The sequence below is a fragment of the Clostridioides sp. ES-W-0018-02 genome (assembly GCF_020658175.1).
GTDB lineage: Bacteria > Bacillota > Clostridia > Peptostreptococcales > Peptostreptococcaceae > Clostridioides.
In genome coordinates this window covers 1-18,792 of the sequence record NZ_JACVVY010000021.1, presented here as the reverse complement: position 1 = coordinate 18,792, position 18,792 = coordinate 1, and the positions used below count along the sequence as shown (strand labels likewise).

Annotated in this window: 15 protein-coding genes; 14 read left to right on the top strand and 1 reads right to left on the bottom strand. The window is 29.4% G+C overall.

The window, feature by feature from the left end; translation table 11 throughout:
• From IC219_RS20505 to IC219_RS20470, 8 genes are all read left to right on the top strand, one after another.
• Positions 1 to 338, top strand: a 338-nt coding sequence (locus IC219_RS20505; RefSeq protein ID WP_227853500.1) for a hypothetical protein, incomplete at its 5' end; no start/stop codon positions are given.
• Complete coding sequence (locus IC219_RS20500) at positions 338 to 1,138, top strand: hypothetical protein (protein WP_227853499.1); 801 nt, start codon at positions 338 to 340, stop codon at positions 1,136 to 1,138. The genes IC219_RS20505 and IC219_RS20500, both read left to right, overlap by 1 nt.
• Positions 1,139 to 1,178: 40 nt before the next feature.
• Complete coding sequence (locus IC219_RS20495; RefSeq protein WP_227436947.1) at positions 1,179 to 1,994, top strand: hypothetical protein; 816 nt, start codon at positions 1,179 to 1,181, stop codon at positions 1,992 to 1,994.
• 98 nt (positions 1,995 to 2,092) lie between these two features.
• Positions 2,093 to 2,878, top strand: a complete 786-nt coding sequence (locus IC219_RS20490; protein ID WP_227861674.1) for a phage tail domain-containing protein — start codon at positions 2,093 to 2,095, stop codon at positions 2,876 to 2,878.
• A 13-nt stretch (positions 2,879 to 2,891) separates the two neighbouring features.
• Positions 2,892 to 3,341: a hypothetical protein gene (locus IC219_RS20485; protein ID WP_227853479.1), complete on the top strand. Its 450-nt coding sequence runs from the start codon at positions 2,892 to 2,894 to the stop codon at positions 3,339 to 3,341.
• Positions 3,342 to 3,800, top strand: a complete 459-nt coding sequence (locus IC219_RS20480) for a hypothetical protein (RefSeq protein WP_227853478.1) — start codon at positions 3,342 to 3,344, stop codon at positions 3,798 to 3,800. It begins immediately after the preceding gene.
• Positions 3,801 to 4,051: 251 nt separating this feature from the next.
• Positions 4,052 to 4,357: a hypothetical protein gene (locus IC219_RS20475; protein ID WP_227853477.1), complete on the top strand. Its 306-nt coding sequence runs from the start codon at positions 4,052 to 4,054 to the stop codon at positions 4,355 to 4,357.
• Positions 4,358 to 4,536: 179 nt separating this feature from the next.
• Positions 4,537 to 4,719, top strand: coding sequence for a hypothetical protein (locus IC219_RS20470; RefSeq protein ID WP_227853476.1), 183 nt, complete (start codon positions 4,537 to 4,539; stop codon positions 4,717 to 4,719).
• 462 nt (positions 4,720 to 5,181) lie between these two features.
• Here IC219_RS20470 and IC219_RS20465 read toward each other — a convergent pair whose 3' ends face one another.
• Positions 5,182 to 5,631 (bottom strand): helix-turn-helix domain-containing protein, encoded by a 450-nt coding sequence (locus IC219_RS20465; RefSeq protein WP_227853475.1) that lies wholly within the window; start codon positions 5,629 to 5,631, stop codon positions 5,182 to 5,184.
• A 256-nt stretch (positions 5,632 to 5,887) separates the two neighbouring features.
• Between IC219_RS20465 and IC219_RS20460 the strand changes: the two genes are divergently transcribed.
• The 6 genes from IC219_RS20460 to IC219_RS20435 form a co-directional block, all read left to right on the top strand.
• Positions 5,888 to 6,988, top strand: a complete 1,101-nt coding sequence (locus tag IC219_RS20460) for a phage antirepressor KilAC domain-containing protein (protein WP_227853474.1) — start codon at positions 5,888 to 5,890, stop codon at positions 6,986 to 6,988.
• Positions 6,989 to 7,087: 99 nt separating this feature from the next.
• Positions 7,088 to 8,335, top strand: coding sequence for a hypothetical protein (locus IC219_RS20455; protein WP_227831955.1), 1,248 nt, complete (start codon positions 7,088 to 7,090; stop codon positions 8,333 to 8,335).
• 59 nt (positions 8,336 to 8,394) lie between these two features.
• Entirely contained in the window at positions 8,395 to 8,973 is a 579-nt protein-coding gene (locus IC219_RS20450) for a hypothetical protein (protein WP_227853473.1), read from the top strand.
• Between the two features lie 60 nt (positions 8,974 to 9,033).
• Positions 9,034 to 11,181: a hypothetical protein gene (locus IC219_RS20445; RefSeq protein WP_227831957.1), complete on the top strand. Its 2,148-nt coding sequence runs from the start codon at positions 9,034 to 9,036 to the stop codon at positions 11,179 to 11,181.
• 1,413 nt (positions 11,182 to 12,594) lie between these two features.
• The gene (locus IC219_RS20440; RefSeq protein ID WP_227861673.1) at positions 12,595 to 12,774 is read left to right on the top strand and encodes a hypothetical protein; all 180 of its coding nucleotides are present in this window, start codon (positions 12,595 to 12,597) and stop codon (positions 12,772 to 12,774) included.
• A 611-nt stretch (positions 12,775 to 13,385) separates the two neighbouring features.
• Positions 13,386 to 18,792 (top strand): hypothetical protein (locus IC219_RS20435; RefSeq protein WP_227861672.1); only part of this gene is annotated, 5,407 nt, incomplete at its 3' end.

The following is an 18,792-nucleotide window of genomic DNA, read 5'->3' as shown; positions in this document are numbered from 1 at the left end:
TATTTTTAAATAGAAGGGTGGAAAAAGTATTAAAAGAAGCAGATATATCAGTTTTCATAATTATGTCAGAGTATAGACCATGTTCTGAGGGAAGTAGAACAGTTAAAAAAACAAAGATAGAAATTGGCGTTGTTTGTCATGATGAATGCCAAGATACAGCAAATGGCCTAAGAGATGTTGCGTTGATGTGTTGCATAGTCGATATAATGACTCAAAATGAGGAAATAGCTGGTATAGGTAAGATTAAGCTAGAAAATGTATATCAGATGTATAATTTAAGTACTGATTATAATGGATTTGTTATAACTGTATCTGCTGAAAGTTTTGGTGATATGTAATGTTAGAGAATTATTATATTACAGGGTTGCCAATTAAACTAGGTGAAACATTAGGAACTGTATATCAACCTACTATTGAAGAGCTTATTAATTCAGATATGGCTAATTTAGAGATGGTCAACCCGTTTCTAATACTTGAGAAGAGTTATTCTCAGCTATGTAACGAGGAATCATTTGAACTAAAATGTAAATATGACACTATACCCATCTTAGATTTAATGATGTTAACATCAAGGAAAAACTCTTCTGAGAAAGTTGAATTACTTAGTGATAAAATAAAAAAATCTTTATCTATATTATATAAAACTGACATTAAAAATATTGAGTATATGAATAATATTAAAATTGGCATTTTAATCAAATCAGAGGATAAAAAGAAAAATGCTTTTATAAGTAGAGAAGATTTTGGACTAGTATCAGATTTAATTTTAGAGATGTTTTGTATTGATAAAAAAAATCTTGAAAATGATGAGGATAAATGGGTTGAAAATACTGGTTCTGAGAGAGAAAAAAGGTTAATTGAACACTTTAAAGAAAAAGAAAGAAAAAAAAGAGAAAAGGAAGCCTATCATCTATGTGATTATATAAATGTAGTTCAAAACATAGATGGATATGTACCAATAGATGTTATTCTAAAAATGACTTATTGGCAACTGATTAACGTCTACAAGACCAAAATACAATTTAAAAATTATGATGAAAGTTTGGGATTTGCAAGGTCATTTAAATACCAAGTTGAGGCAGATAAGATTAAGCATTGGTCTAAAGAAATAAAAATACAAACTAGCACTGTTAAATAGCAGTGTTATTTTTATGTAAAAATGAGAGGATGATTAAATAATGAGATTTGCGATAAAAGATGCAAGTAATATAATAGTAAAAAATAAAACAACTGGAGAACCACTTTTTTATACAGCAGATTTAAATGCTTTTAACTTTAAATTAGATTCAGAAAGTGTATATGCAAAAGCTAAAGGTGCAAATGCCATTGCCTTTGACGGCAGCGTGACTTGTAGTTTAGCGCTCGAACAAGAGGTAATACAAATGCCACAACTAGCAATGCTATTAGCCTCTGATATGGTTGAAGAATCTGCTAAGGTTGGTAAAAGAAAACTATTAACTTCTGATAGTACTAAGAAAGTTACTTTAGAAAATGTAAAACCAGTCACTAATAGTATATCTGTATATAGTGTTGAAAAAGATGGTATATCTTTAGTTAAGAAATTACAATTTACTTCAACTGTAACAGGTTCTAATACGGAGATAACAATATCTACTGCTGATTTTAATGCAGGAGATAAGGTAGCAGTATTTTATTTAGAAGAGTTACCAAAAGCAAAAGTTATAAAAATAAAAGAAGAATCTACTGCTCCAAACTATGTAGTAGAGGCAGATGTTATGGCTAAAACTGCTGATGGTGAATATATGGTATTATACATGACTATTCCAAATGCTAAAGCACAAAGAAGTATAGAATTAAATCTTACTGCTGAAAATCCATCTGGATTTAATATGACGCTAGATGTTTTACCAGATGAAAATAAAGAATATGTAACATTTGCATTTGTTGGAAATGAAGATGTTAGCCCTGTTAGAATGGCCTCTATGTTAGGTGCTGAATTAATAGATGAAAAGGATGTTAAATCTAAGAAATAGTGAATTGCCCTACTCTTAATTGAGTAGGGGTTATTTTTTTACGTTTAAATATAATTTTAATCGGATTTGAACTTAAAAAAATGAAAGAAGGTGATAAATTGGTATTTTTAGATGATAAGTTTTTATTTGATAATATCTCAAGCGAATCTATGAACATCAAGTTGGTTACATTGGGTGATGATGATATTTTAAATGAATATGGGTTACCTTATGAAGAAGCAATTAAATCTGATAATACTTTTAATAAGAATCCTTGTTACTCGGAGGATGAAACTACTATTGAACCCATAACATTACAATTCTGTTTGTGTAGTGAACATGGAGAGGCTTATGAGTGGGATGATTATACTTTAGAGAATATATGTAATTGGTTTTGGCAGAGAGAATTTAAACCATTTATATCCTTTGACAATATAGAAGAAATTTATTATTTGAAGGCAAGAAAGATAACAAAAAAGTATACAAAAGATAAGAAAGGTGTATTGGAAATAGAGTTTCAGCCCTATACGAATTATGCATATAGAAATTTCCAGAAATCAATAACTGTTAAAGATACAAGGGAAATTAAACTAAATAATGTATCTAATGTAGATGAAGAATATGCCCCAGTAATTGATATTGAGTGTTTAAAAGAAGGAGATATAACTATTAGAAATTCTACTATAAGTGATAAGGAAGAAGATAGTTTAGTTATAACTGGATTAGAATTAAATGAGAAAATAACAATAGATAATTTATACTATACTGTTTTAAATGACAATGGAGAGAATAGATTTAATTTTGTTAATAGAAAGTGGATTAGGTTAAGAAGAGGTGTAAATATATTGAAATTTACTGGAAACTGTAAAGTTTCTATTAAGTGTAAATATCCAATAATAAAATAAGGGAGAGATAGATATGAATAAGATACAAGTAGATAAATTAATGCAAGATGAGGTTAGAGCTATTATACCTATTGTAGATGAGAATGGTAAAGAGGAGTACATAGAGGTTAGAAATCCTGATAAGAAAACTAAGGAAGAGATATTAAATAAAATATGGGTTGGTATGGAAAATCCAGATTTAGCATTGTCTCAAGAAGATATTCTTAAAATGTTGGTTGATAAATTGACCAATATAGAATTAAATATTGAAATAGAAGATTTAATAAATGGTAATATATCTAGTGAATTAGAAACTGTGATGTATTATATAGGTCAAATAGAAAATGAATTAACTGCATCCTTACTAATGAATACTGAGATTAAATTAGGTCAGTTGAAAAATGATATATTACAAGGTAGAGTACTCAAAGAGACTGAGGAAATTGAAAAAATTAATAATATCAAAGATAAGGTAGTGAATTAAATGGTATTTAAGTCTTTAGATGAGTTAGTTGCCTATACTAATAATCAAATTAAAGCTTCTATGCCTGAAGTTGGTAAAAAGATGAAAGAGATAATGAAAGAAGAAATAGATAGGCAAGTTTATTCTGGATATACCCCTCAAGGTGTTTGGCGTCCTGATTTATGGGGTGGTAGAACTTATGACTTATTAAATTCTGTAGATGTAACAGAGCTTTCCTCTAATTCTGTTGTCTCCGAAATACAGAATAACGGAAGATGGTTTGATGCATTTAGTAAAAACCCAGCATTTCCAATTGAAAGGCTAGAAATAGGGAAGGTTTGGGGAGCTGGTGGTACTAGAAAAGAACCTAACTTTAGACCCAAGACAAATATAATGAGTGAAAGTGAAGCTAAAGTGATAACTAAGATACCAAAGTGCTTTAAATCTAAAATGAATGAATTAGGTGTGCCAGTAGAATAATTTGACCTAGATAGGTGGTTTAGTTGATTGGCCCATATGGGTGGCTTAGAATCGTCTCACAATGTACAATAACATTGGTTGATACAAATACATTTAACAATGTATGACAAAGAACATTGTTTATAAGATACAGAAAATCATAAGATGATTCAAAAAAATTCCATCTTTTTCAAAAAGTAGTTACGATATAATAAGATATATATTATAATAAAAATACAGTAATAATAATATAAATTGAAAGGTGGGATTCAATGAATCAAAATGAAGTTAAAGTAGAAGTATTTAGAAATAAAGAGTTGGGGATGGGTGTTAGAACTATAAGTTATGAGGATGGAAGTATAGGTGTCAATGCTGAAGACACAGCTATAGGATTTGGATGGTGCAAGGCAGAGAGAAAAGGTGAAAAAGAATACAAATCAGTAAGATGGAAAAGAATGAATGAGTTTTCTAAGGAGTTTGGTTTCGACCACTTGTGGACGAAAGATGATTACATACCAGAGTCACTTTTCTATATATTAGGAATGAAAGCTAAAAATGAAGCAGCATTAAAATTTTAAAAATGGTTAGCTACAGATGTAATACCAACTATCCGTAAACATGGAGCATATCTAACTGACACAAAGATAGAAGAAATATTATCTAATCCAGACACAATCATAAGACTTGCAACAGACTTAAAAGAAGAGAAAGAAAAGAGATAATCTTCTGTTATTTTGCTAATAGAGGATTATTTTTATTGTATAAATGTGTAGGTGATAATATGAATAAATATAAAATTAAACCAATACAAGCAACGCCTGAATTATCAGGTAAAGATGCTGAATTATTTATAAGGCAAGTATTTAATAGGCCAAGTCAAAAGGAGATAGAAAGAAATGAAAGACTGCTTAAGAAATTAACCTCGTGTAAGATTCTCTAAGGCTTTCTGAGAATGATTACTTGTGTTTATACCTTGATTGCTTAGAATCGAATATAAGAGGTTGATTTTTTATACTGAAAGTGTTGGAATTTCAACAAGTGTGCATAATTTGCACATTTTGTTCGGTGTTTAGCTACCATAAGTGCTTATTTTAATGTTTGAGTGTGATAGGATTGAGGAGCTATTACTTGAGGGTTGATGATTTACTGGAATGGTTTATCATTGAATTGATTATTATAATATGATATTCTATAGCTCCTAACTAGCCTTAAGTTTAAAAAGTAGTGAGTACTATAATGGAGGTGTAACCAGATTGGTTGCTCCTTTTAATTTAATATAAAATAATCAAATAAATTCAGATGTTGCATTTAGCAACTTTTAAAAATAAAAGTGTGTCCACTATGGACACATGTTGGAATTTCAACATTGGACCACTACATTACAAAAAAAAAGAGGTATATATTAATCCTCCTCTTTTAATCGTTCATATGCATTATCTACAATTCTCTCTATAACTTTTCTATCCACTTCATTTAGCTGAATATATTTTCTAAGAACTTCTTTGACTTCATCATTGCAATCAGTGTTTTCTAACAATTTATTTATGTCTTCTAAAGATTCAATGTCTTTTTCTTCATCAACTATATCATAGATGGAAGTATCTTCGCATACAATTGATGGCATACCAGGTATATTTGCATTGACTGAATAACTAGTTTTAGTATGACCTAGAAGATAATCTGTAGTGACATTAAAGTATTCAGCTAGTTTAACTATAGATTCTGCTGGTGGTGTTCTTTGGTCATTTTCATACATACCTATAGCTCCTTGTGTTATATCTAATATCTTTGCTAAATCGGACTGTTTTAAGTTATTTTTAATTCTAAGTTGTTTTAATTTTGCTCCAATCATGTTCTAAGACCTCCTATATTTATATTATAACACAAAATGTTATGAAATATATACTTGACATAACAAAATGTTGGTAATATAATACAAATATAACAATGAGTATTATTACAATACTAAATGTTATAAAAATAAGGATAGGAAAAGGGGCTATTCTCCCCTGCAAAGTTTGAATAGCCCCTTAGGTATATAATCCTATATTAATAACTATTATATACCATTCCTTATAGAAAAAACAATATATAAGGAGGCATTAATTATGGAAATAATTAATCAAAGTGTGGAACAAATATTAGTAAAAGAGTTTGATGGAAAGCAAATTTATACTTTTGTATGGAAAGATAAGCCTTGTTGGATTGCGAATCAAATAGCGGGATTATTTGGTTATGCAGATTCTTCAAAAACAATACAGGATTGCATAAAAGCAGAAGAATTTGGGATTGAACAAGAGTATGATGTATTGAAAGGAAATGAATTTAATGATTTTGTAACTACATTAAATGTAGTCGCAAACAATATAGTTAGTAATAAAGCTAGAAGTATAACAATTTTTTATGAAGACGGTTTATATGGATTTTTGCAGTATACTAATAAACCAGTTGGTATAAAATTTAGAAAATGGTTAAGAACAGAAGTATTGCCAAGCATAAGAAAACATGGAGCATATATGACTAATGAAGCATTAGAGAAGGCAATTAATGACCCAGACTGGACTATACAGTTACTCACAGAACTTAAAAAAGAAAGAGCTACTAAAGAGAAATTAAGAGTAGAGCAAGAGAAAAATAAACCTAAACTTGAACTAGCTAATGCTATAGAGGGGTCGTCAAGCTCAATCCTAATTGCTCAATTATCTAAGATATTAAATCAGAATGGTGTTGATATAGGACAAAATAGATTATTTGAGTGGATGAGAAATAACGAATATCTGATTAGAAAGAAAAGAGCTGACCACAATTCTCCAACTCAGAAGTCAATGGATTTGAAAGTATTAGAGATTTCTGAGAGTACTGGTATAGATAAAGATGGAAATACTGTAATTAGACAAACACCTGTTGTAACTGGGAAAGGTCAGATATATTTTGTGAATAAGATATTGAAAGAAAATAATAAAGTACTTAAAAGATTCATGATAAATAATGATTACATAAAAGGAGTTATGGTTGAGATAGGTAAAATATATGCTATATATGACCATGAATATTATGGATTTATTGGAATATTAAAAAGTGTAAGAAATGAGAAGATAAGAGTAGAAGAAATTGGAGATGTTTCTAGGAGTAGGGATATTCCAATATGTATGATAGACTACATAGAAGAAGCTAATAAAGAAGATATAAATAAATATTTGAGTAAATGATGTTGTGGAAATAGGAGTTTTACTTCTATTTCCTTTTGTAGTATAAATTTTCCTTTAGACTTGATATAATTAAAGTATCAGAGTATAGGAGGAAAATTTATGGGAGACACAAGAGTGTTACATTGTGGAGATATAATAGATAATTACTATTTATGTATAAATGAAAGTATAGCTGGTTTTACTAAAAGAGGACAAAATAAAGGTGATATAATTTATTTTGCTGTAAGAATAGATAAAACGAGTTATTGTGGTGCGAGAGGATTACTAGGAGATATAACGGATTATAGACCTAATTGGGAAGATGTAGAAAAATATAAGCATTGCTTTAGAGTAGAAAAAATGGAATACTGTAAGCCATTTAATCTAAATATTTTAAAAGAATGTCACGATAGATGGGGGTTAAAATTTTTAATTGGTTCTAAACCATTTAATGATAAGAAGGCTATTAATTTATTAAATAAAAAATTCAAAGCTAATAAAACTAAAAAAATATGTGATATTTATGAATATATAGATAGTAAAATAAATAATAATTCTGAAGATGATGTAGATGAGAAAACAATAGTTGATACAGAGGAAGAAATTAAGATTATGGGGACTTTTCAAACTATAAATTTTAAAAGTGAAACTGACATTCAAAGAGGATTAGAACCTTTGGTTACTAAACATTTTTATCAATTATTTCCTTTTACAGAAGAAAACAGTGTGTTAATATCTGAAAATAGGGCATTTTCAACATCAGGAGTAAAAAATGATAATTCAGAAAATATAAAAGGAATTAAAAGTATTCCTGATGCGTTACTGATTTCATATGATAAAAGTTCTAAAAAAGCTCCACTAAAATTAAATCTAATAGAATACGAATGTTATGGAGAGGGTAAAGTAAGAGCGTCAGAAAAGTTTACTTATTTAAATGGTCAAGTAATTCCGCAATTAATGAGATTTGCATCTGCATTTAGTATTATTACAGATAATAAACTTAGAGATAAAACTATTAAAAGTTGGATAGAAAAAATAATGACATATGTTGAATCTAATGAACAAGTGAATGAGAAAATTATCCGATGGATGAAAGAATTGAACCCAAATATAAAGCAAATGGCTATATATAGAGATTTTGAAAGTGAATTAAGAAAATCTTTTAAAATGAACATAAACATAATTTTAATTATAGATGAGATGACATCTGAACAAAAAGAAACTATAAAGAATATAATAAGGTCTTTTAAATTAGACAACACCTCTTCAAAAGAAAATTATATAGATTTTAGTTCATATATAGTTAGATTGGAACAAAAAATAGATGTATATAATAAAGATGGTGATTATGCACTTTCATTTCAATAATATAATGTCAATGTTTATATATTATTGATATAATTAATATATCAGAATGGGGGAATATTATGTTTAAGAAGATATTATTGATTTTAATGATTGGTGTTTTAGGATTTGGAGTTGTAGGATGTAATGATGATTTATCTGATGAAGAATTAGCTAAGTGTGAAAAAGAATATAGTAACTTAGAAAAAATTCTTGATGATATTATTTGGGAGTGGTATGATGAAATATTTAAAGGGGTTTATCATGAAAATGATAATAGAGAATTTGAGGGGGATATAACTAATAGAAGAGTAGTGAAAGTTACCTTTGATGAAAAAACGCTGAATAAAGCTAAAGAAGCATTAAAGGAAAAAAGAAAGATTATAAATGATATAAATATAAATAGACTAAAGAAGTATGTTAAATATGAAATCAAAAACGATGAGTACTATAAAGATATGACTAAAGAAGAAAAAGCAGAGGTCTTAAAAAAAACATTGAATGTAAAAAAAATTTTAAATCAAGGATTGGACATATATGAGAACATTTTAAATCAAGGTGAAAAATTAGAATATAATGAAGAAGAGTGTGATGAATTATTTAATTCTGCTTTAAAAATACAGGATATGATTTATGAAGAAATACCAGAACAATTAAAATAGAAATATTTTATAGACAGTCAATTGACTGTCTATTTTATGTAAAAAAAGGAGTGTGATTTAATGTCAGAGTTTAAAATTAAGACCAGCATAGAACTTGATGATGAAAAAGCTAAAGCCCAACTGAAATCATTACAGACTTCAGCGAAAGAAAATAATATAAAGTTAAATGTGGAGATGAATACATCTTCATTAAACAATTTGAAACAATTAGAAAGTGTTTTAACTAAAATCAATGCTTTAAGTGCAAAAACCCAAAATGGATTATTTGGTGGTAAATCAGCTAAAAGTTCTAATTCAGGTGTAAATAATCTGATATCAGATTATCAGAAGCTAATTAACAAAAAAAATGCAATTGAAAAACAAATGTCCAAGACTACAAATACTCAATCATATACAGAATTAAATGGACAATTAACAAGGACTATGAACCAAATTACAAATTTAGGTTCTGCATTAGACAATTTAAAAGAAAAAACTAATGTAAATGATAATGCTTTTGATAGTATGCAAAGGTCATTATCATCAACATTTCAGAAAGCTCAGGCTGATATACAAAAAACTCAAAGTCAGATTGAAAAATTCAAACAAACAAAATTTTTAGATGATACTCAGCTACGTGAGTTGAATAAATATTCAGCAGAATTAAACAGATTATCAAAAACAGAATTAAAAGCATTAGACTTTAAAGGGATGTCAAATTTACTATCAGGCATATCAAGAGTAAAAACCGATTTAGGCGGATTTAAAATAGCTGATAATGGTATTAATAATTTATTGTCTCAGTATAAAACTTTGATGAATGAAAAAACTAGATTGGAAAAAGAATTTTCTAAGACAACAAATATACAATCTTACGCACAACTAGAACAACAATTATCAAGAGTTAAAGAAAAAATAAATTCTGTGGGAAATGCCTTAAAAACAGTTCCACGAAAAATAAATATAGATAATGCAGCTTCAGAAACCATGAAGAGTTCATTAGCATCAACCTTTCAAAAAGCACAAGCGGATATGCAAAGAATGCAGAACCAAATATCTAAATTCAAACAAAGTGCAAATCTGGATAATGCCCAAATTGCAACATTAGATTTATTTTTAAATAAGTTATCAACTCTATCAAATATAAAGTTAGAGAATTTAACATTTAGAGGAATGTCTAAATTATTAACGGATATAAAAAGTATTCAAACTGAATTTGCAAATTTTAAAATTCCTGAAATTAATTCTAAGGTAGAATCTCAATTTAACTCAATGCAAAAAAGTGTTGATGGTTTTATAAATAAACTAAAACAACTTAGTGGAAATCAATATGCAGATAAGAATGTTTTAGGAGGTTTGTTATCTCAAGCGGAAAAATTAAAAAGTCTTGATTTAAAAAATTTAACTGGAGATGATTTAAAAAAAGCAATTGCTGATTTAGAAAATTTAGAATTAAGGCTTAAAGAAGTTCAAAGTGCGGCCAATGTTTCTAAGACAAAATCAGAGTTTCAATTTAATTTTGACAAAGCGATATCTGATTTAAAAAGATTAAAACAAAGTGCATTAGAACTAGGACAGTCAACATCAGGAATCGAAAAGCTTGAAAAAGAATTAATGCAATTAGCTAATTTACCCTTAGACCAAAAAGTTAGTAAATTAGAACAAATTCAAAGAGCTATAAATAATATGAATAAGTCAACTACTGCATTAAGTTCAAGTGGAAAAGGTGTAAATAAATTTTTTAATGATTTTACACGTAGTTTTTCTTACTTTACACTTGGTAATATGGCGGCAATGCAATTACAAAATGCAATAAGAGGTGTTGTATCAACTTATAAAGAATTAGATGCAACTATGACAGATTTAAAAAAGGTTGCTGACCCAGTTGACATAAATTCGGTACAAAAACTGGATGAAATAAGAAATAAGGCTAATCAGACGGCTAAAGAAGTTGGAATGACAACATCACAAGTTCAAGAATCAATAGCAGCATCTTTACAGGCTGGAATCGGGGGTATGCAAGAAAGTATAGCAGCCGCAAGGCAATCTATGATTTTAGCTAATGTCGGAGATATGTCTGTTGAGGACAGTTCATCTGCGGTGAATACGATAATCAATGGATTTAGAATAGAACCACTTAAAGAAATGGAAGTACAGGTTGGAAATACCACAAAGAAAACAACAGAATTAACTGCTGCAATGGATATGCTAAATTGTTTGGCGTGTTAGATAGAAATTTCTAATATTATGAGGGGGCAAAATCGGTGAAGGCTGAGATGTTACCACCGAGGTAAATTGAAGAATTAAAAAACTTTAATCACCGTAACGCATAGGAAATGAACCTATGCTATTTTTATGTTTAAAATAGTATAGAATAGAATTTTCCCACGAGTGTCCTCCATCTTAACAGATAGTGCTGAAGATGAAAATATATGCTGAACTTACATGAACAAGAAATGTAAGAACTACAAGATAAAAAGCTTGTAGGATAACAATTTGAAACTATGCAGGAAATAACTATGCAATTGGAACAGCAGGTGTTGCAGAAGCGATGAAACGTGGAGGTTCAGTACTTCATGAATACGGTGTCAGTTTAGGCGATTAAATTAGGTCGCACTACATAGTAATATGTAGTTAAAAACTCCTTTAACTGCGGGAAAGTCTTTAGAGCTTAAGTTACTAAACTAAGATAGAAATATACTTAGCGGCAATGGGTAACTCCAAAGGTAGAGTAAAAATACTTAAGATTAGATAATCCGCAACCAAGCATCTTAACAGATGAAGGTTCAACGACTAATCGTACATTCAAGTGAATGGAAATGGGGAGCATCCTTATAGGATGAAGATATAGTCTCGTCTTTATAGAGATATAAAGAAGTTCATAAGAGAACTGCATAGAAGTAACGAATCTATGTGAAGAAATCGACAGTTGGTATGATAACAGCGACAAATGAAGCGATTAAATTAGGTCGCACTATATAGTAATATATAGTTAAAAACTCTTTTAATTGCTGGAAACTCCTTAGAGCTAACTAAACTACAACATAATTGGAAACAATAAATGTGAATGTTTAAAAATTAGTTAGATTGGACAATCAGCATCCAAGCTCCGTATGGGAGAAGGTTCAACGACTATTATGTAGATTCAAGTGAATCGAAACAGAGAGCATCCTTATAGGATGAAGATATAGTCTCGTCTTTATAGAGATATAAAGAAGTTCATAAGAGAACTGGTTAGGATTAACGAACCTAATTGAAGATATCGACAAAATCCAGAAAAAGTAGGTAATGGTTTAAAAAGTGTTGCAATAAATTTAGCAGGTATGAAAATAAATGCTAAAGACGGAAATCTTGAGCTAAATAATATTGGCGTGTTAAACAGAAATGTTTAATATTATAAGAGGGGTGTATCGGTGAAGTCCTCCATCAACAGGATAATACCGAGAGCAGTAATATCTAATACTGTTTGTAACGCATAGTAGATGAGCGACAAAATGAGAGCAATAATTCTACCACGAGCCTCCTCCACCTAAACGTAAAGTCGTAGGTGAAAATGTATGCTAGACTTATACAATGGAAAAGTATAAGAACTATGGGATAAAAAGCCTATAGGATAATAATCGAAATAAAACTGCAATGGGATTGAAAGAAATAGCTGGTATTACAATATATAAGAATAAAGATACTGGCGAATTAAAAAATATGGTTGAAGTATTAGATGAGGTCAAAAGTAAATGGGATGAGCTTAGAGAGGATGAACAAAAAGGATTAGCTGAAGCAATTGCAGGTAAATTATTTGCCGTTCTAAGTAGTGATATTTAGAATTATTATCGAGCAAAATCGGTGAAGACTAAGTTTATTTTAAATATGTTAATACCGAGGTAACTAGGAATACCACCTAGAACCGTAACGCATAGGAATTGAGTGATAGAAGGAAACAATAATATTCCCACGAGTGTTCGACTACTTAAATTAAGTAGAAAATATATGCTGACCTTATAGGAAACTATAAGAAGTAGAGGATAAAAAGCCTTTACGATAACAATGTGAAGCAACAAGCTGCTATATTCCAATCCTTAATGGGTAATTATGAGACTTTTAAAGAAATAAGAAGTGAATTTTCACAAGGTTTACAGTTTGGTAGTGCTAAACTTTTGGCGTGTTAATTAGAAATAATTAATATTATGAGTGAGCAAAATCGGTGAAGGCTAAGTCTTAGATATGTTGATACCGAGGTAAGTAAATAGATTGCGTAAGGCTATTTACAACTGTAACGCATAGAGAGTGAATAAATATAATCTCTCCACGAGTGTTCACCATCTTAACAAGTAATGTTGAAGATGAAAATGTATGCTGAACTGAGTATGAAAGGACATACTATAATGCGAGGAAACTCCCAGAAGTAGAGGATAAAAAGCCTTTACGATAACAGATTGGAGACTGAAAATGAACAATACTTAGATAGTCTTGCAGGTAGATTAAACCATTTAAAGGAAACTTGGGTGTCTATATTTAGCACATTAGCTAATTCTGATATGATATATGGTATGTTAGATGGATTAATCAGCTTATCTGAAGGTATAGATAAAGTTATAAAATCTTTAGATAAAATGGATATGCTATTACCAGCTACAATAACATCATTTGCAATGCTAAAAAAATTAAGACAACAAAGCAAAGAGAAAAAAGCACAAACTCAGACTACTACAATAAATAATAATGCTGATAAAGGCACTGATGAAAGTGTAAAAAAGGTATCAAAATTAGCAACATCATATGGTAAAGTTAAGCAAGAAGTAAATGGTGCTACAGGAGCTATGAATAAATTTAAAGTAGCAGGTAGAACTTCTATTACTGAAATATCTAATTTAGGTAAGAGTATGGGGTCAAAGTTTAAAAACTTTGCGACATCAATAGGAAGTTCTCTTTTATCTGGATTTGCAATAGGTGCGATTATATCTGGAATAACAATGCTCATTCAAAAGTATGATGAGTGGAATAGAAGATATGAAATATCTGCTCAAAAGCATAGAGAAAATATAGAAAATACTAAAAGTGAAATTAGCACATTATCTCAACAACAACAAAGTTTAAAAGCATTATCAGAAGAATATAATAAACTTTATAATAAGACTAATAAAACATCTGATGAGCTTGAAAGATTTAAACAGTTACAAAAGCAAATAGCCGATATTTCTCCTGATTTAGTTGCTGGATATGATGAAGAGGGAAATCCCATACTGGCATTTTCGGGTTCTTTAGATGAGGCTATAGGTAAATTACAATTAGCCATTAAAGAAAAGAATGAGCTTTTAAAGACTGAAAGATATAATACTGGTCTTAACGCTATGAATTTAGCTCCTAAACAAAAGGAAGACATAGATGCTCTTGACACGAAATATATTGAAAAATTAAGTAAGAATAAAAAAGAATTGGATAAAGCTTTTGGAAAAGGTGATGGAATCAAAGCAAAATCAATTGAAAAATCATTAAAAGAATATAAAAAAGCTTATGAAAAAAGAAATAGTTTAATTGCTGAGAAAAATCAAGAAGCAAAAGAACTTATGGATGAATATAATCTTGCAGAAGCAGAAATACAACAAGTATCTTTTGATAAAATAGCTGAAAAGTCTAATTATAAAAATGCTACAAATAATGTTAAAAGTCAAATCAATGAGCTAATGGATGTATTTAATTGGCATGATATATCTCTTACAGAACAAGATGTACTTATATCAGGTTTCGATAGATTGAGTTCTATAATAAGTGATAACGACCCTAAATTAGCACAATGGAATAAAAGACTGCAAGAGGCAAATACAAATTATAAAGCTGGTGGGGACGCTGTAGAATATGCCAATGCGGTTGATGCAGTAGGAAGAGAAATCAATAAAACATTAGTAGCTGCTGGTAAAGAACCAATAGATACGAAACTCTTGGAAAAAGGATTACAGAACATTCGTGGAGAATCTACTGCTACGGCAGAAGCATTACATGCGTTTTTGGTTTCTTATGATTCATCTACGGCTGAGTTTGAAAATGGAAATGGAATAGCAGTAAAACTTAAAAGTCAATTTGATGATTTGAACAATTTTATTAGTGAAGCGATAAATAATCCTGATGGAAAAATTGATATATCATCTTTAATTAAAATTAATGAAGGTGAAACACATACCAACCTTCCTAAACAAGTAAAAGAAATGATACGAGGTATTTTAGGCAAAGATAACAATGCTACTGAGTTTGAGCAACAAATACTAATGAAGGTATCAACTACAATTCAAAATGAAGGTAAACTTCCTGACTATGTGGCAAATCAATTAAATGATATATTTAATGGTAAAGTTAAACCAAAAGAAATAAATGCTCCAATAAAAATTGGAGAAAATCAAATAATAAGTAAAGAAGAGTTAAAAGAATTAGCTGAATATTATCAAAAGGAAGAGAATAGACCTAAAATACCAATTGATTTTAAGACAGATAGAAAAGAGATAGAAAAAGAAGCCAAAGAAGCTAAAAAAGCTTTACAGGATATCTTAGATAAAAATGAAAATAAAAGTGATGATGATAAAAAGAATATCACAAAAGATTCTTTAAAAAAAGCTATAGAAAGTAAAGGTATATCTGGTTCTGTTGAATCTCTAAATGCTTTAAATAGTGCATTAGAAAAAGTTCCTGCTGAAAAGAAAATTGATTTTATAAATAATTCAGGAGATGCTTTTCAAGGAGTTAAAAGTTTAGATGAAGCAATTAAGAAAATCCCAGAAAATAAAAGACTTCAATATAATGTTGGTGTTGAAGGTAATGAAAAGTTAGAAAAATTAAAAGAATTATATGATAAACTTCCAGAATCAATACAGGGAAAAATAAATGATGGAAGTATAAATATAAATAAGATAGGAAATATCAAAAACTTACTTGATGGATTGGATAAAAAGGATAAAAAAGTTGCAGTAGACTTTATAGTAAAAAATCCAGAGCAATTAGATTCCTTTGAGAAATTTTATAATGGAATATCTGATAGTAAATCTAAAAAGTTAGCTTTAGAATTTGCATCAGAGAATCCAGATAAATTGCAAGATGGAATCAAACTATATGATAGCTTAAAGGATGGAAAACAAAAGAAACAAATACTTAGATTTATGGTTGAAAATCCTGAGAAGATACAAAGTGCTACAGAGCTTTATAATAATACTCCAGAAGGACAAAAAGATTTAATATATAATTTTATAGTAAATAATCCTAGTGAGATAAATAAAGTAAATCAACTCATAGAAAAGTATCCAGATAAAAAAACTGCTATTTTAAAAATGGCCATTGCTAATCCAAGTGTATTAGAAGATATAAATGACATAAATAATCTGCCTGACAATATAAAAAAAATGCTAGGTATAGAAGTTAAGGGTAAAGAAGAAGTAGAAAAAACTAAAGAAGATTTAGATGAAGCAAAAGGAAATCATAATGCAGAACTTACAGTAAAAACTGAGGGCAAAGATGAAGCTGAAGAAACCATTGATAAGGTTCAAAATGGAGATGGGATTAATGCTGAACTTTTAGTAAATGCAGAAGTAAATGGAGAATCGCAAGTAGTTGAATGTATAGAGACATTAGATAAAAATGGCAATAAGACATATACTCCTAATTTAAATCCTCAAGTTAATAATAGCGAAAAAGTTATTCAATGTATGAGAATATTGGATGAGCATGGTAATGAGTCTTATATTCCAATTGTAAGTCCTCAAGTTACTAATGAAGAAGGACTTAATAATACTGAACAAAAGATGGATGAGTTAAATGGTAAGACGGCTACTCCAACTGTTGATGTAAAAACTGAGGGTAAAGAAGAAGTAGAACAAACTGCTGAATTTATACAAGGTATATCTCCTATAAAAGTTGTAGAACTTTCTTTAAACAATCAAGGGAAAGATGAATTAGACAGTACTAAACAAAAAATGGATGAGCTTAATAGTGAAAAAGTTGAACCAGTTGTAGGAGCTATTGGATTAGAAGATACTGCAAGTAAAATAGCATCATTAGGACAACAAGCCAAAGAGTTTGGTCAAAATAACTATAATATAAATCTTAATGCAGAAACTTCTCAAGGAGCAAAAAATATATCAGGGCTTATAGCTAGAGTAAAACAATATTTATCATTAAAAGTATCAACACTTGTATTTAGAACTGAAACTGCACAAGCAGCAAAGAATGTATCTGGTTTATTAGCCAAAGTACAAAGTTATGTAAATAAATATGGTGGGAAGACTATTACAACTAAATTTAATGCATATACTGCACAAGCAGCAAAAAATATTAGTGGCTTAATGAGGAAGATAGATTCATTTAAAGAGAACTATGCAGGAAGAACATTTACTACCACATTTGTAACTAATAAAGTAACAAATACTTCTTCTGGTGGTGGCGGAAATAATTCAGACAAAGATAATGGAACGCAGACCTCTGTTACTGGAGGAACTCCAATTCCAGCTAATCTATCAACTCAGCCTAGAACATCAGAACCAGTACCAATAAGTGACGAAACTCCTGTAACAAAACCATCATTATTCTCAAGAGCATTATCAAGAGCAACAGCACCAATAAAGGCTCTTAAAACATTAACTCAAGACACTCCAATAGATAAAAATTTTGATGCTATTATAAAATATGAAATAGAGTTATTTAAAGAATTAGAGAACCAACTTTCAAAAGTAACAAATGAATTGTCTTTGTTAGATAAACAAATGAAAAATGCTACTAATGAGCAGAAACTCAATTATCTTAAAAAACAAAATGAACTATATAAAGAGCAGGAAAGACTTTTAAATAGAAAAGAATCTCTTGCAAAAGATGAAGCAAATAGATTTAAAAAGGTATTGAGTGATAAAGGTTTCAAGTTTAACTCTGATGGAAACATGACAAATTATGAAGAGTTATCTATAAAAAAAGAAAAAGAATTAGCTAAACTTGAAGCAGAAGCAAATAAAGAGAAAGCATCTGATAAGACTAAGAAGAAATATGAAGATGCTAAAAAAGCTTGGGATGAAACTAAGAAATATTGTGATGAATATTTAAATATCATGTTTACTGAACTACCAAAAGTAGTTGAAGAAAAACAAGAAGTAGTAAATGCCACAAAGGATATAGCGAAAGCTGAACAAGAATTAAGAAATGAGGCTTGGAAGCTACACAAAGAATCTGAGTGGACATCTATGAGTAGGGATGTTGAAGATATAAATAATCAACTTGAATTATTAGATGTACTGATGGGAAGTGCTTTTGGAGTTGAAAAAAATGATTTGCTTCAACAAAAACTAGATTTATTAGAAAAACAGAAAAAAGAAATGGGCGAAACTACGGCTTACATGAAACAAAGTCAAAATGAAATAAAAGGTAAACTTCAAGGCTTTGGATTTCAATTTAGAGATGATGGTACTATAACTAACTATATTCAACAACTAGATAAGCTGTTTCAAAGTAATGATAACTTTGATGAAGCAAAAGAATTAGTTGATGCTTATTTAGATTTAATGATGGATAAAATTCCTGATGCTGAAAAAGAAATGGCTAAGTTAGATGCTACAATTAAAGCAGCATTAAAAGAAAAGTTAGAAACTACCAAAGAAATAGAAGATGAGATAACTAAAGTCTATGAAAAGCAAATTGAAGAACGTAAGAAACAGATAGATGATGAACTTAAAAAACGTCTTGATGCACTTAATAAAGAAAAAGAAGCCTACAATAAAGCTAGAGATAAAGCAGATTATCAGCGTGATTATGATGATAAATCAAAAGAAATAGAGGAACTTCAAAAGAAATTAGATATTGCTGAAAGAGATAGTTCAC

Bases quoted from the DNA above. Each gene is read 5' to 3' on its own strand.
- IC219_RS20500 (WP_227853499.1), top strand. From the start codon at position 338: ATGTTAGAGAATTATTATATTACAGGGTTGCCAATTAAACTAGGTGAA.
- IC219_RS20495 (WP_227436947.1), top strand. From the start codon at position 1,179: ATGAGATTTGCGATAAAAGATGCAAGTAATATAATAGTAAAAAATAAA.
- IC219_RS20485 (WP_227853479.1), top strand. From the start codon at position 2,892: ATGAATAAGATACAAGTAGATAAATTAATGCAAGATGAGGTTAGAGCT.
- IC219_RS20480 (WP_227853478.1), top strand. From the start codon at position 3,342: ATGGTATTTAAGTCTTTAGATGAGTTAGTTGCCTATACTAATAATCAA.
- IC219_RS20475 (WP_227853477.1), top strand. From the start codon at position 4,052: ATGAATCAAAATGAAGTTAAAGTAGAAGTATTTAGAAATAAAGAGTTG.
- IC219_RS20465 (WP_227853475.1), bottom strand. From the start codon at position 5,631: ATGATTGGAGCAAAATTAAAACAACTTAGAATTAAAAATAACTTAAAA.
- IC219_RS20460 (WP_227853474.1), top strand. From the start codon at position 5,888: ATGGAAATAATTAATCAAAGTGTGGAACAAATATTAGTAAAAGAGTTT.
- IC219_RS20455 (WP_227831955.1), top strand. From the start codon at position 7,088: ATGGGAGACACAAGAGTGTTACATTGTGGAGATATAATAGATAATTAC.
- IC219_RS20450 (WP_227853473.1), top strand. From the start codon at position 8,395: ATGTTTAAGAAGATATTATTGATTTTAATGATTGGTGTTTTAGGATTT.
- IC219_RS20445 (WP_227831957.1), top strand. From the start codon at position 9,034: ATGTCAGAGTTTAAAATTAAGACCAGCATAGAACTTGATGATGAAAAA.